The organism is Cellulosimicrobium cellulans (assembly GCF_001722485.1).
Taxonomy (GTDB): Bacteria; Actinomycetota; Actinomycetes; order Actinomycetales; family Cellulomonadaceae; genus Cellulosimicrobium; species Cellulosimicrobium cellulans_A.
The window spans coordinates 18,831-31,716 of record NZ_LWGL01000020.1; the positions used below are offsets into that span (position 1 = coordinate 18,831).

Consider the following 12,886-nt stretch of genomic DNA (forward strand, 5'->3'; position numbering starts at 1 on the left):
ACCGACGTGCCGACCACTGTTCTTGATGTGGCCGGCGGACCGCGTGCGCCGATCAGACAGCGACCGGCTCCAGGCGAGCAGCGTCGAAGGGCGGACAGCTCTCACCACTCATGCGCTCAGCCGCGTCGAGGTAGCCGGCCAACGCGTGCCGTGACTGGGCGAGCCGCTCCATCTGGTCGTCGAGCTGGCGGAGCCGTGACCGCAGAGCGCTCAGCATCTCGGGGCAGCCGAACAGTTCCGGAGCCTCCCCGGTCGCGCACGGCAACAGGTACGCGATGTCCTCGGACGACAGGCCGGCGCCGAGCAGGTGTCGAATCTGCCTCACCCGCAGCACGGCGTCCTCATCGAACTCGCGGTAGCCATTCGCGCGGCGGTCGGCCTGCAGCAGGCCCTGGGCCTCGTAGTACCGCAGCAGGTGGGCGCTGACGCCCGTTCGACGACTCAGTTCCCCGATCCGCATGGCACCTCACTTGACCTTCACACCGGTATGAACGTTGACGATACTGGCATGGACGACAAGACCGACACCTCCGTGACAGTCATCGGGCTGGGCCTGATGGGCCAGGCACTCGCCGCCGCGCTGCTCAAGGCCGGCCATCCAACCACCGTGTGGAACCGCACGGCCTCCAAGGCCGACCGCCTGGTGGCCGAGGGCGCACGCCTGGCGCCCACAGTGGGGCACGCGCTCACGGCGAGCGAGGTGACCATCATCTGCGTCACCGACTACGACGCGATGTACGAGCTGCTCGGCGTGGGAGAACCGCAGCTGGACGGCACCACGCTGGTCAACCTGACCTCCGGCAGCTCCACCCAGGCTCGCGACGCCGCCCGATGGGCTGAGCAGCACGGCGCCCGGTACCTTGACGGCGCCATCATGGCGGTACCGCCGGCGATCGGGACGCCTGAGGCCGTGATCCTGCACTCGGGGCCGGCGTCGGACTTCGAACGGCACGAGCCGACTCTCGAGGCGCTGGGCGTGCTCACCTACCTCGGGGAGGACCACGGGCTGGCGTCCTTGTACGACGTCGCTGGGCTGGCCATGATGTGGAGCGTTCTCAACGCCTGGCTCCAAGGGACGGCCATGCTGCGTACGGCGGGCGTCGACGCCGCGGCGTACGCTCCGTTCGCGCAGCAGATCGCCACCGGTGTCGCCGGATGGTTGCCGGGGTACGCGGTGCAGGTCGACAGCGGCCAGTTCCCGGCCGTGGTGTCGGCGTTGGAGACCGACGCCCGGGCGATGACGCACCTCATCGAGGAGAGCGAGGCGGTAGGCGTCAACGCCGAGCTGCCGAAGCTGATCAAGGAGATGGCCGACCGCTCGATGGCGGCCGGGCACGGTGGCGAGCAGTACCCCGTGCTGATCGAGGAGTTCAGCCGACCAGCATCTTTGGAGCGTCGAGATCACCGCTGACCAGAGCGAGCTGCCGCCGACGGGCGCACTCTCATGCCAACAAGAACCTGCGGCGGAGGCGGACGCTCCATCGGGGCTTGCGTCGCAGTCTGAATCCTCCCCGAGATCGTCACGGGCGGGCGCCGATCGCGTGTGACCTACGTTTCGCGACTCTGGCGACACGCCCGAGATCATGCGATGTACAGCGGCGCGTACGCGCAATCTGCGCCGCACGCCAACAGCCGTCGCCAAGCCGACGTGTCCTCGAGACGCAGCCTCGGTCGACCGGTACTCCGTACTGGTCGAACCCGCCCTGCTGACCGCTGTCCTCCGGTGTCGCGGCGTGAGCACCTCGCGCGCCGCACGCCGGGTAGCGACGCACTGCGAGACTTTGCGCGCGGTGTCGGACATCGGCGCGACGAGGACGCCTGCCGACCTCAGGACGAGGCCGGCAGGCGCCGGTTCAGAACTCTGGTGCAGCCGAGCGTCCGAGGCCGCCGGGAGGATCACGACGTCCCGAAGACGGTCAGGAGCAGGAGAGCTCGCCGTGGTCGACGTCGACGGTCGAGGTGACGTCCTCACCGTCGATCGTCGCGGCGCCGGTGACGGTCACAGAACCGCTCGCGACCTCGGCGGAGCGCACGGGGAACGCCTGGTACGCGTTCGCGCCGGGGGCGACGTCGGCGACCTCGTGCGTGCCGAACGGCGTCGTGAGCGTCACGTCGACGGGGGTGTTCTCGCCGTTCGCCGCACGGACGGCGAGGTAGGCCTTGCCGGCCAGGCACCGCGGCTCCACCTCGACGTCGAGGTCGAGCTTGGACTGCCCGCCGGTCGGCGTGCCGTAGACCTCGAGCTCGTAGATGGAGAAGCCCCACTGCGTCGCGCGCTCCGTGGCGTAGAGGCGCACGTGCCGGGCGGTGCCCGAGACGTCCAGCTCGTCGAACAACCCGTCGCCGTCGGTGACGGTGTGCACGGTGGTCCAGGTCTCGCCGTCCGGCGAGGTCTGGATCTCGTACGCCGACGCGTACGCGGTTTCCCAGTCGATCACGACGCGGCTGAGGTCGTAGCTCGCGCCGAGGTCCACCGCGATCCACTCGGGCTCGCTCCACGCGCTGCCCCACCGGGTGCCCGCGTTGCCGTCCACCGCCTTGTCGCCGGTGCGTGCCGGGTCGTCGATGCTGGAGGTCGTCACCGGTCGGCCGAGCGCCAGCGACTCGCCGTCGTCGCCGCCACCACCGTTGTCGTAGTCGGGGGAGAGGTAGCAGCGCAGGTACTCGTAGGAGTCCGCAGTGGTCTGGAACGACGGCGCCCAGTCCCACTCGTAGGTGTAGTACTTCACGTACGGCTCGGCTGCGGCGATGATCGCCGGAAGGTCGAGCTCACCGTTGCCGAGGGCGACCTGCCGCATGTCGCCCTCGGCGTCGACGTTCACGGCGTCCTTGATGTGGAGCAGCTCGATACGGTCGCCGTGCTCCTCGATCCATGCCGGGACGTCGATGCCGGCGTCCGCGGCCCAGCCGACGTCGAGCTGGAAGGTGACGTAGCGCGGGTCGGTGTTCTGCTCGATGACCTCCCAGGCGGTGACCATCTCCCCCGTCTCCGGGTCGGGGAACTGCGTGGTGAACTCGCTCTGGTGGTTGTGCAGCGCGATCTTGTTCGCGCCGTTCTCGTGCGCGTACTGGCCGAGCTGGTTCACGTACGCCGCGGTCGCGAGCGCTTCCTCGTAGGTGCCGTAGCCGCCGGCCATGCCGCCGGTGCCGATGTAGTCCTGGCCCAGCGCGACCGCGTACTCGACCGTCTCGGGCCACGTCGCCCACTCCGTGCTGCCGTGGCTCGACGACACCTCGAGGCCGTGCTTGCCGAGGATCGCCTCGTAGTCCTCGACCGGCATCGAGTAGGGCTGGTCGTACGGCTCGACGTGGGTGAAGCCGGCGTCAGCCACCTCGCCGAGCACGCGGTCGATCGTCTCGGGCGACGGCGTCCCGGACCCGAGCTCACCCACGTGCGTGTACAGCTGGATGGAGATCTTCGAGTCGGGGAGCCCGTCGTCCTCGCCGCACGCCTCAGCCGCTGTGCTGGTCGGTGGAGGAACGACAACCGTCGACGGGACGGCAACAGCGGGGGCCGCGGTGAGGGCGCCCGCAAGGAGCGCTCCGCCCGTCAGGCCTGCACCGAGCCGGCGCGCACGAGACGAATACTGAGAGATGTGCATGGTACTCCAATTGACAGCGTTGTCGATTGAGGGCGGCGATCATGCGACTTCTGAGTGCCGGTGTGCAAAAGAACGTAATGGGCGGTCATGATGACGTCAAGGCATCTCGGCGGCTCACTGCGCCTGGCTGCCGCCGATGACTCCCGTCGCCACGGCGATCCCGATCGACACGTTGACGGCGGCGGCCTGAGCGATGACCGCGGTGCCGACGGCGGCGGCGCCCCAGTCGCCGTTCTGGTACCTCAGCGCTCGGCTCGCGACGGCGTTCGACCAGCCGACCGCGGGGTGGAACTGCGGCAGCGTGCCGCTCGCGGACAGGATCGCGACGAGCGCCGCGGTCCGCGCGTCCGGCATCTCGCCGTCCTCGAGCACCGCGCGGACGCGCTCGAGCAGCGCCGCCTCGTGCGCGAGGTCCTGCGGGGGCATCCGTGTCGTCGGGATGAACCCGAGCAGCTTCGACCGCTCGCGGCGGACCAGGCCGCGCTCGACGAGCCGGTCGAGCACCCGCGCCCGCAGGGGCGGGCCGATCTCGGCCAGCACGGTTCCGACGTAGCGGGGCCGCTTCGCGACGCGCTCGAACGCGTCGCCGAGCAGCGGGTCGCCGAGCGGGGGACCGGGCACGGCGTGCACGGTCCGCTCGCGGTCGGTCTCGACGCGCCCGCGCAGCGCGAGGTCCATGAGGACGGCACCGCCGAGCGTCCAGTGCAGCGTTCCCTCTCCCTTGATGGTGCCGGTCGCGTCGTCGAGAAGAAGGAGCATGAGGTCCTCGACGAGGAGCAGCGGGCGCTCGGTGTCCCGCGTGTCCGGCGTGTCCTGCGTGACGTGGTGGTCGGCCATGGTCGTCTCCGGTCGCTCGGTCTCGGTGGGGATGGCAGGTCGCCGCGTCAGCGCCGCGGGTCCCAGCGGAACAGCCGGAACGCGAGCGAGACGGCGACGACGATCCACGCGGCGGTGGGGGCCAGCAGGAGCAGCGAGTCGCCGAGGGGAGCGCCGCCCTCCCACGCCTGGACGACGAGCTCGGTGGCCGCGCCGCCAGGCAGGAGGCGCTTGAGCAGGGTGAGGCTCTCGGTGCCGGTGATGCCGACCCAGCTCGCGACGGCGATGACGCCGAGGCTCACGGGGAGCGCGGTGATCTGCGCGTGCTCGGGCGTCCGGGTGACGCCCGCCGTGGCGAGCCCGAGGGCGATCATCAGGGCGACCGTCGCGACGACGGCGACGACGAGCAGGGCGACGTTCTCGGGCGCCCCCGTCACCGCGCCGAACACGGCGAGGATGAGGCCGACCTGGACGAGCGCGATGACCGTCGCGGGCAGCACCAGCCCGGTGAGGATGCCGGCGTCGGTCGCCGCGGTGGACCGCAGCCGCTTGAGGAAGAGGTTCTGCCGCCGGTCGACGAGCGTCGTGACGGTCGTGGAGTACAGGCCGAACACGGTGACGGTGAACATGACGACTGCGGCGATGTAGCCGAGGCTGCCGATGGTCGCGAAGGTGTCGTGCTGGTAGATGAAGAGGGCGCTGACGGCGACGGGGATGACGAAGCTCGTGATGAGCACCGAGCGGTTGCGGAAGATCTGGACGAGCTCGCTCCGGGCGATGGGGAGCATGGGGGTTCCTCTCGGGAAGTCAGGGGACGGGCGGGAAGGGACGGGCGGGAATCGGCGCGCAGGGACCAGCCCGCGCGGGTCAGTCGTCGTCGATGGCGCGGAAGACGTCGTCGAGCCGGGTGGGCCCGGCCTCGAGGTCCGCGAGCTCGAGCGCGTGGTCGTCCGCCCAGCCGAGCAGCGTGTGGAGGTCGCGCTGCAGCGCGAAGGTCTCCACGACGACGGACCGGTCGCCGGAGCTCGTGACCTCCAGCGGCACGGGCGGGGCCGAGGGCGGCAGCGTGAAGCGGATGACGGCGGGCAGCGTCCGGGTCAGGTCGGACACCGTGCCCTCCTGCCGCAGGGTGCCGCGGTGCATGACGCCGATCCGGTCGGCGTGCTGCTGCGCCTCCTCGAGGTAGTGCGTGGTGAGCACGACCGTCGACCCGTCGCCGCGCAGCTTCTCGACCGCCGTCCACAGGGCGTCGCGGGACTGGATGTCGAGGCCGGTGGTCGGCTCGTCGAGGAAGACGAGCTGCGGTGACCCGTACACGGCGGTCGCGAAGTCGAGTCGGCGCTTCTCGCCGCCGGACAGCTGCCCGACGACGGTCGTGGCCTTGTGCCGCAGGTCGACGACGTCGAGCACGCGGTCCACCGAATCGGTGCGGCCGCTGAGGCGCCCGACGAGGTCGACCGACTCGCGGACGGTGAGGTCGGCGGCGAAGCCGCTCTCCTGGAGCATGATCCCGGTCCGCGGGCGCACCGCGGCCCGGTCGTCGGGGCGGCGTCCGAAGACCCGCGCGCGCCCGGAGGTCGCGGCCCGGTGGCCCTCGACGACCTCGAGGGTCGAGGTCTTGCCGGCGCCGTTCGTGCCGAGCAGCGCGTAGATCTCGCCGCTGCGCACCCGGAAGGACAGGTCCTTGACGGCGTGGAAGTCGCCGTAGGAGACGTGGAGGTTCTCGACGTCGATGACGTGTGTCGAAGTCATGCCTCGATATCACCGGACGCCGCGTCCGCGCGGCAGTGTCGTGGCGTCAGGAGCCCGCCGTGACACGGCGACGGGTCGGGGCATGACGTGGTGTCACTGGTGCGACGGCCGCGCCCGCGGAATCCTGGGGCGAGACCCGCCGTCCGACCCCGGAGAGCCGCCCATGGACATGCCGCCACCGCGCGCCGCGTCGGCGACCGCCGGCCGCACCGTGACGGCGCAGGGACGGTTCCGCGGTCTCAACCTCACGACGATGCTCCCGGTGCTCGCCCTCGGCGGGGCGGTCGCGGTCGCGGTCGACGCGCGGACGTGGGGCGAGGCGGCCGTCCTCGCCCTCGGGGTCGTCGCGGCGCTGGTCGCGTTCGTGCGGTGGGCGGGGGACCGGCTCTTCCCGGTGGCGTTCCCGTGCCTCGTCGTCGCGGCGGCGGTGTGGGCGTACGGGGCACTGGTGGTCGAGAGCCCGACCGCGTTCTTCGGCGTCGCGATGGTGGGCTCGCTCGTGGCGCCGCGGCTGCCGCGCCACCGAGCTGTCGCGGCCGTCGTGCTCGTGGGCTACGTCGCGGCGGTCGGCGTGACTCGCCTGCTCGTCGGGCCGCCCGTCACCACCGCGGACTTCCTCGCCTACGTCCTCCTGCCCACCGGCATCACCGCCGTGGTCGCCGGGCTGATGTTCCCCAACAAGCGGTTCTACGACGTCGTCCAGGAGATCGAGGACTCGCGCGAGCGCGAGGCGGAGCTCGCCGTGGCGCGCGAGCGCATCCGGTTCGCGAGCGACCTGCACGACATCCAGGGCCACACGCTCCACGTCGTCAAGCTCAAGCTGGCCCTCGCGCGGAAGCTCGTGCACGTCGACCCCGACCGCGCGGAGGACGAGCTGCGCGAGATCCACGAGCTCGTCGGCGACACCATCACGCAGACCAAGGAGCTCGCCTACGCGCAGCGCCGGCTCAACCTCTCCGCGGAGCTGGAGAACGCGAAGAACCTCTTCGAGGCCGCGGGGATCCGCGTGCGGGTCGACCGCGACGCCGAACCCGAGCCGCGGACCAGCGAGCTGCTCGGGCAGGTGCTCCGTGAGACGACGACGAACATCCTGCGGCACGCGCAGGCCGCCGAGGTGACGATCACGCTCTCGGCCGCGGGGATCGCCGTCGTGAACGACGGCGCGGCGCGCGGCCCGCTGCCCGAGCTCGGTGGCCTGGCGACGCTGCGTGAACGCGTCGCGGGCGCAGGCGGCGAGCTGACGGTGACCCAGGACGACGGACGGTTCACGACGGCGGCCGTGTTCCCCCAGGCGGGCGCGGACCGGCGCCCGACCGCACGGCAGGAGGCGCGATGACCACCGTGGTGCTCGCCGACGACGAGGTCCTGCTGCGCAAGGCGCTCGGCGCGCTGCTGCCGCTCGAGGGTGACATCGCCGTGCTCGCCGAGGCGGAGGACGGCGAGGCGGCGGTCCGCGCCGTCGCGGAGCACGAGCCGGACGTGCTCGTCATCGACCTCGAGATGCCGGGCGTCGACGGGCTCGCCGCGGTCGAGCGGATCCGTGCGGCGCGGCCGGAGCAGGCGATCCTCATGCTGACGCGGCACGCCCGCCCCGGGGTGTTGCGCAAGGCGCTGCGGCTCGGCGTGCAGGGCTTCGTGAGCAAGGCGGCCGAGCCGTCGCACATCGCCACCGTGATCCAGACCCTCCACGCCGGCCGGCGCTGGGTCGACCCGGACGTCTCCGCGCTCGCCCTCGTCGACGACTGCCCGCTCACCGAGCGGGAGGTCGACGTCCTGCGCGCGACGTCCGAGGGCTACTCGGTGGCCGACATCGCCGTCCGGCTCCACCTCGCGCAGGGCACCGTGCGCAACTACCTGTCGAACGCGATGCAGAAGACGCAGACGCGCACGCGCCACGAGGCGGCGCGGTACGCGCGCGAGCACGACTGGCTGTAGCGGCTCAGCGGGCGGCGGTCGGCACCCCCAGCGACTCGAGCAGCGCGACGACGCGCGCGCGGATGTCGTCGCGGATCGGCCGGACGGCGTCGATGCCCTGCCCCGCCGGGTCGTCGAGCTCCCAGTCCTCGTAGCGCTTGCCCGGGTAGAACGGGCAAGCGTCGCCGCACCCCATGGTGATGACGACGTCGGACGCCTGGACGGCCTCGGGCGTCAGCACCTTCGGCTGCTGGCCGGTGAGGTCGATCCCGACCTCGCGCATCGCCTCGACCGCGACGGGGTTGATGCGGTCGCCGGGCATCGAGCCGGCCGACCGCACCTCGACGGCGCCGCCGCCGAGCTCGCGCACGAACCCGGCGGCCATCTGCGAGCGGCCGGCGTTGTGGACGCAGACGAAGAGCACGCTCGGACGCGTCGCCGCGCTCATCGGGCCACCACCGGCTGCTCGGCGAGGACGGCGCCGAGCGCTCCCTCGACACGCTCGCGGGCGCCGGGGGCGACCGCGAAGTAGGCCCACTTGCCACGCTGCTCGCGCGTCACGAGGCCGGCCCGGGCGAGCGTGGTCATGTGGTGCGACACCGTCGGCTGCGAGAGCCCGACGGGCTCGGTGAGGTCGCAGATGCACGCCTCGCCGTCGGGCTGCGCCGCGATGATCGACAGCAGGCGCACGCGCGCCGGGTCGGCGAGGGCCTTGAACGTCGCCGCGACGTCGCGCGCGGCGTCCGCGTCCAGGCCGGGATCCGCCGTGCCGCAGCAGCCGCCGCTCGGGGCGGCGAGGGGGAGCGTCGTCGTCATGCGGACCATCCTGACACACGTATTGACATTCGTCGATGAATGGCCCACGGTTCTCGTATCGACATCCATCGATGTGAAAGGGGATCGACATGTCCGTCCACGACGAGGTGCGTGAGCAGGTCCGGGCGCGGTACGCGGAGGCCGCCGGCGTCGCCGCCGGAGGCGAGCCCGCGGAGGAGGGGTGCTGCGGCAGCGGATCGTCGTGCTGCGGTCCGCGGGACCAGGCGCCGGTGTTCGGTCCGGGGCTGTACGACGCGCGGCAGGTCGCCGACCTGCCGCAGGCCGCCGTCCTCGCGAGCCTGGGGTGCGGCAACCCGGTCGCGGTCGCGGAGCTGCGCGAGGGGGAGCGCGTGCTCGACCTGGGCTCCGGCGGGGGCATCGACGTCCTGCTGTCTGCGCGCCGGGTCGGGCCGAGCGGGTTCGCCTACGGCGTCGACATGACCGATGAGATGCTCGACCTCGCGCGGCGCAACGCGGCCGAGGCGGGGGCGACGAACGTCGAGTTCCGCAAGGGGACGATCGAGGACCTGCCGCTGGCCGACGGGAGCGTCGACGTCGTCATCTCGAACTGCGTCGTCAACCTCTCGCCCGACAAGCCGGCGGTGCTCGCCGAGGTGTTCCGCGTGCTCGCCCCCGGCGGGCGGGTCGGCATCTCCGACGTCGTCGCCGAGGACCACCTGACGGCGGCCGACCGTGCGGAGCGCGGCAGCCACGTGGGGTGCGTCGCGGGCGCCCTCTCGCGCAGCGAGTACCTGGACGGGCTCGCCGCGGCGGGGTTCGTCGACGCCGAGGTCGAGCTGACGCACGAGGTGGCCGACGCCATGCACGGGGCGGTCGTCCGCGCCGTCAAGCCGACCGCCTGATCGCACGAGAGCGGCGAGGGGAAACCCCTCGCCACTCTCAACGTATAGCGCACGGGGGGTCTTGCGGCAAGGCCCCGGTCGGGGCGCAGAATCGCTGGCCGTACCGCGGTCCGGCGCCCCGGACCGACGGCGGCAGCGGCGGCGACGCCGCGTCCCGATCGGAGCTGATGACGTGAACCCCCTCACCACGAGCGCCTTCGACCTCGCCGACCACCCCGCCAAGGCCGACCCCGCGCTGATCGGCGCCGACGAGCGGCACCTCGCCGCGGTCGCCGACGCGATCGAGCAGGCGGTCGCCGACGTGTCCGGGCGTCTCGACGCCGCGCGCCGGGCGCGCGCCGGCGCGGGCCAGGCCGCGCTCGACCGCGACCAGGAGGTGCACCGCCTGACGTCGCGCCTGCGCACGCTGCGCCGCTTCGGCCTCGACCTGTGCCTCGGCCGCATGGTCCCGGCCGACGGCTCCGTTCCGGTGTACGTGGGGCGGGTCGGGCTCACCGACCGTGCCGGGCGGCGTCTGCTCGTCGACTGGCGCACGCCTGTGGCCGAGCCGTTCTTCGCGGCGACCCACGGCGACCCCATGGGCCTCGCGAGCCGGCGTCGCTACCGCTGGGCGCGCGGACGGGTCGTCGACTACTGGGACGAGTCCTTCGGCGTCGGGCCCGACGAGAACCTCGTGCTCGACGACCAGTCCGCCTTCATCGCGAGCCTCGCCGCGAGCCGGTCGCCGCGGATGCGCGACGTCCTCGCGACCATCGCCGCCGACCAGGACGCGATCGTCCGCACGGGCTCGCGCGGCGTCGTCGTGGTCGAGGGCGGCCCGGGCACGGGCAAGACGGTGGTGGCCCTGCACCGCGCCGCGTACCTGCTGCACGCCGACCCGCACGTCGACCGCCGTCGCGGCGGCGTGCTCGTCGTCGGGCCCAGCCGGCCGTACCTCGACTACGTGGCGGACGTGCTGCCGAGCCTGGGGGAGGAGGGCGTGCGGACGTGCACGCTGCGCGACCTCGTCCCCGAGGGCGCCCGGGCGGCCGTCGAGCGCGACCCCGAGGTGGCGCGTCTCAAGGCGGACGCGCGCACGGTGGGCGTCATCGAGCCGGCGGTCGCGCTGTACGAGCAGCCGCCCGCGGACGGCCTCGAGGTCGCGACGCCGTACGGGGACGTCTGGGTGAGCACGGCCGACTGGGCCGAGGCCTACGGTGCCGTGGAGCCCGGCACCCCGCACAACGAGGCGCGCGACCAGGTGTGGGAGGCGCTCCTGACGATCCTCGTCGACAAGCTCGGCGACGAGGCGGGGGCCGACGACGAGGGCGAGGTCCCGGCGGACCGGCTGCGGCGTGCGCTCGTGCAGGACCGCGACCTCGTCCGCACGTTCAGCCGGGCCTGGCCGCTGCTCGAGCCGACGGACCTCGTCGGCGACCTGTGGACGGTGCCGGCGTACCTGCGCCGGTGCGCGCCCTGGCTCGAGCCCGCCGAGGTGCGGGCGCTGCAGCGCGACGTGCCGGACGCCTGGACGACGTCCGACCTGCCGCTCCTCGACACCGCCCGTCGGCGCCTCGGCGACCCCGACGCGACGCGCCGGCGCAGGCGCCAGGAGGCCGCCGCCGCGGCCGAGCGCGCGCGCCGGGCCGACGTCGTGGACGACCTGATCGCGACCGACGACTCCGAGATGCTCGTCATGTCGATGCTGCGCGGGCAGGACCTGCAGGACGCGCTCGTGGACGACGGCGTGCAGCCCGTCACGGACCCGGACGCGCTCGCCGGGCCGTTCGCGCACGTCGTCGTCGACGAGGCGCAGGAGCTCACCGACGCCGAGTGGCGGATGCTCGTCGCCCGCTGCCCGTCGCGCAGCCTCACGGTCGTCGGCGACCGCGCCCAGGCGCGCCACGGTTTCACCGAGCCGTGGCAGGAGCGGCTCGCGCGCGTCGGCCTCGACCGGGTCGAGCTCAGGTCCCTGAGCATCAGCTACCGGACGCCCACCGAGATCATGGCCGAGGCCGAGCAGGTCATCCGAACCGCGATCCCCGACGCCAACGTCCCGACGGCCGTGCGCAGCACCGGGGTGCCCGTCGAGCACCGGGCCGTCACGGACGGCGACGAGCTCGACGCCGTCCTCGACGACTGGCTCGCCGAGCACGCCGAGGGCACCGCGTGCGTCGTCGGAGACCCGGCGTTCGTCGCCCGCCCGCGCGTGCTGTCACTGAGTCCGGAGGACACCAAGGGCCTCGAGTTCGACCTCGTCGTGCTCGTGGACCCGGAGGCGTTCGGCACGGGGGTCCAGGGCGCGGTCGACCGCTACGTCGCGATGACACGCGCGACGCAGCGCCTCGTCGTCCTCACGAGCCCCTGATGCCCGCCCAGATGCGTGCCCGGGCATCGCTTCTGACGATGAGGAGGAGTCGGCTCGGGAAGACGGGCCCCCTCAGCCACCGTCGTCCTGAGGAGAACACCATGAACATCCGTCGTCGCGCCGTCGTGGCGCTCGCCGCCGCCGCCGGAGCGCTCGCGCTCGCGGCAGGCCCCGCCGCCGCCGCGCCGTCCGACCAGGACACGCAGTGGATGGCCACCGCCCACCAGGGCAACCTCGCCGAGATCGCGGCGGGAGAGGCCGCCGTGGCGCAGGCCGCGTCGGAGGAGGTCCGCCACCACGGGCAGATGCTCATCGACGACCACACCGCGCTCGACGCCGACCTCACGGCGCTCGCGCAGCAGCTCGGCGTGACCCTGCCCGACGCGCCGACGGCCGAGCAGCAGGCCACGCTCGAGCAGGTCAAGGCCCAGTCCGGCGAGGCGTTCGACACCGCGTGGGTGGAGTCGCAGATCGCCGGGCACCGGGCGACGATCGCCGCGGGCGAGCAGGAGCTCGCGCAGGGCTCGGACCAGCAGGTCAAGGACGCTGCCGCCGCGGCCGCGCCCGTCGTGCAGAAGCACCTCGACGGCCTCCTCGCGACCGCGCAGCAGATGGGCATCCCGTCCTCGGTCCCGGCCGGCACGGGTGGCGACGCCGCGACCGGGACGCAGCCGCTCGGCGTCGCGCTCCTCGCCGTCGGCGCCGCGGCCGTGGTGGCGGGGGCGGTGGTCGTGGCGCGTCGCCGCCAGACGGCGTGACCCGCGGTCCCCGTCACG

Annotated in this window: 13 protein-coding genes; 6 read left to right on the top strand and 7 right to left on the bottom strand. The window is 73.0% G+C overall.

The features are described from left to right. Positions 1-52: 52 nt before the first annotated feature. Positions 53-460, bottom strand: coding sequence for a MerR family transcriptional regulator (locus JZ5iCDA_RS04235; RefSeq protein WP_069386013.1), 408 nt, complete (start codon positions 458-460; stop codon positions 53-55). Positions 461-508: 48 nt separating this feature from the next. On the opposite strand from JZ5iCDA_RS04235, the gene JZ5iCDA_RS04240 reads away from it, so the two are divergent. Continuing rightward, complete coding sequence (locus tag JZ5iCDA_RS04240) at positions 509-1,411, top strand: NAD(P)-dependent oxidoreductase (protein WP_069386014.1); 903 nt, start codon at positions 509-511, stop codon at positions 1,409-1,411. A 505-nt stretch (positions 1,412-1,916) separates the two neighbouring features. Here JZ5iCDA_RS04240 and JZ5iCDA_RS04245 read toward each other — a convergent pair. The 4 genes from JZ5iCDA_RS04245 to JZ5iCDA_RS04260 all read right to left on the bottom strand — a co-directional run bounded on the left by JZ5iCDA_RS04245 (position 1,917) and on the right by JZ5iCDA_RS04260 (position 6,170). Next, positions 1,917-3,392: a discoidin domain-containing protein gene (locus JZ5iCDA_RS04245; RefSeq protein ID WP_069386015.1), complete on the bottom strand. Its 1,476-nt coding sequence runs from the start codon at positions 3,390-3,392 to the stop codon at positions 1,917-1,919. A 324-nt stretch (positions 3,393-3,716) separates the two neighbouring features. Then, positions 3,717-4,439, bottom strand: a complete 723-nt coding sequence (locus JZ5iCDA_RS04250) for a GOLPH3/VPS74 family protein (protein ID WP_069386016.1) — start codon at positions 4,437-4,439, stop codon at positions 3,717-3,719. Positions 4,440-4,486: 47 nt separating this feature from the next. Next, entirely contained in the window at positions 4,487-5,206 is a 720-nt protein-coding gene (locus JZ5iCDA_RS04255) for an ABC transporter permease (protein ID WP_069386017.1), read from the bottom strand. A 79-nt stretch (positions 5,207-5,285) separates the two neighbouring features. After that, positions 5,286-6,170, bottom strand: a complete 885-nt coding sequence (locus tag JZ5iCDA_RS04260) for an ABC transporter ATP-binding protein (RefSeq protein WP_069386018.1) — start codon at positions 6,168-6,170, stop codon at positions 5,286-5,288. A 163-nt stretch (positions 6,171-6,333) separates the two neighbouring features. Here JZ5iCDA_RS04260 and JZ5iCDA_RS04265 point away from each other — a divergent pair, with 163 nt between their 5' ends. Beyond that, entirely contained in the window at positions 6,334-7,506 is a 1,173-nt protein-coding gene (locus tag JZ5iCDA_RS04265; protein ID WP_253181946.1) for a sensor histidine kinase, read from the top strand. Beyond that, the gene (locus tag JZ5iCDA_RS04270; protein ID WP_069386019.1) at positions 7,503-8,105 is read left to right on the top strand and encodes a response regulator transcription factor; all 603 of its coding nucleotides are present in this window, start codon (positions 7,503-7,505) and stop codon (positions 8,103-8,105) included. Before JZ5iCDA_RS04265 ends, JZ5iCDA_RS04270 begins: the two co-directional genes overlap by 4 nt. Positions 8,106-8,109: 4 nt before the next feature. Here JZ5iCDA_RS04270 and JZ5iCDA_RS04275 read toward each other — a convergent pair whose 3' ends face one another. Both JZ5iCDA_RS04275 and JZ5iCDA_RS04280 read right to left on the bottom strand, forming a co-directional pair. Continuing rightward, entirely contained in the window at positions 8,110-8,532 is a 423-nt protein-coding gene (locus JZ5iCDA_RS04275) for an arsenate reductase ArsC (protein WP_069386020.1), read from the bottom strand. Further along, the gene (locus JZ5iCDA_RS04280; RefSeq protein ID WP_069386027.1) at positions 8,529-8,900 is read right to left on the bottom strand and encodes an ArsR/SmtB family transcription factor; all 372 of its coding nucleotides are present in this window, start codon (positions 8,898-8,900) and stop codon (positions 8,529-8,531) included. The genes JZ5iCDA_RS04275 and JZ5iCDA_RS04280 overlap by 4 nt, the downstream gene beginning before the upstream one ends. An 89-nt stretch (positions 8,901-8,989) precedes the next feature. Here JZ5iCDA_RS04280 and arsM point away from each other — a divergent pair, with 89 nt between their 5' ends. From arsM to JZ5iCDA_RS04295, 3 genes are all read left to right on the top strand, one after another. Further along, positions 8,990-9,763: an arsenite methyltransferase gene (gene arsM / locus JZ5iCDA_RS04285; protein ID WP_069386021.1), complete on the top strand. Its 774-nt coding sequence runs from the start codon at positions 8,990-8,992 to the stop codon at positions 9,761-9,763. Positions 9,764-9,935: 172 nt separating this feature from the next. Continuing rightward, positions 9,936-12,110: an RNA polymerase recycling motor ATPase HelR gene (gene helR, locus JZ5iCDA_RS04290; RefSeq protein WP_069386022.1), complete on the top strand. Its 2,175-nt coding sequence runs from the start codon at positions 9,936-9,938 to the stop codon at positions 12,108-12,110. A 101-nt stretch (positions 12,111-12,211) separates the two neighbouring features. Beyond that, on the top strand, positions 12,212-12,868 hold the full coding sequence (locus tag JZ5iCDA_RS04295) for a DUF4142 domain-containing protein (protein ID WP_171905291.1): 657 nt from the start codon (positions 12,212-12,214) through the stop codon (positions 12,866-12,868). Positions 12,869-12,886 lie beyond the last annotated feature (18 nt).

Excerpts from the sequence above, each read along its gene's own strand:
- JZ5iCDA_RS04235 (WP_069386013.1), bottom strand. The coding sequence starts at position 460 with ATGCGGATCGGGGAACTGAGTCGTCGAACGGGCGTCAGCGCCCACCTG.
- JZ5iCDA_RS04240 (WP_069386014.1), top strand. The coding sequence starts at position 509 with ATGGACGACAAGACCGACACCTCCGTGACAGTCATCGGGCTGGGCCTG.
- JZ5iCDA_RS04250 (WP_069386016.1), bottom strand. The coding sequence starts at position 4,439 with ATGGCCGACCACCACGTCACGCAGGACACGCCGGACACGCGGGACACC.
- JZ5iCDA_RS04255 (WP_069386017.1), bottom strand. The coding sequence starts at position 5,206 with ATGCTCCCCATCGCCCGGAGCGAGCTCGTCCAGATCTTCCGCAACCGC.
- JZ5iCDA_RS04260 (WP_069386018.1), bottom strand. The coding sequence starts at position 6,170 with ATGACTTCGACACACGTCATCGACGTCGAGAACCTCCACGTCTCCTAC.
- JZ5iCDA_RS04265 (WP_253181946.1), top strand. The coding sequence starts at position 6,334 with ATGGACATGCCGCCACCGCGCGCCGCGTCGGCGACCGCCGGCCGCACC.
- JZ5iCDA_RS04270 (WP_069386019.1), top strand. The coding sequence starts at position 7,503 with ATGACCACCGTGGTGCTCGCCGACGACGAGGTCCTGCTGCGCAAGGCG.
- JZ5iCDA_RS04275 (WP_069386020.1), bottom strand. The coding sequence starts at position 8,532 with ATGAGCGCGGCGACGCGTCCGAGCGTGCTCTTCGTCTGCGTCCACAAC.
- JZ5iCDA_RS04280 (WP_069386027.1), bottom strand. The coding sequence starts at position 8,900 with ATGACGACGACGCTCCCCCTCGCCGCCCCGAGCGGCGGCTGCTGCGGC.
- arsM (WP_069386021.1), top strand. The coding sequence starts at position 8,990 with ATGTCCGTCCACGACGAGGTGCGTGAGCAGGTCCGGGCGCGGTACGCG.
- JZ5iCDA_RS04295 (WP_171905291.1), top strand. The coding sequence starts at position 12,212 with ATGAACATCCGTCGTCGCGCCGTCGTGGCGCTCGCCGCCGCCGCCGGA.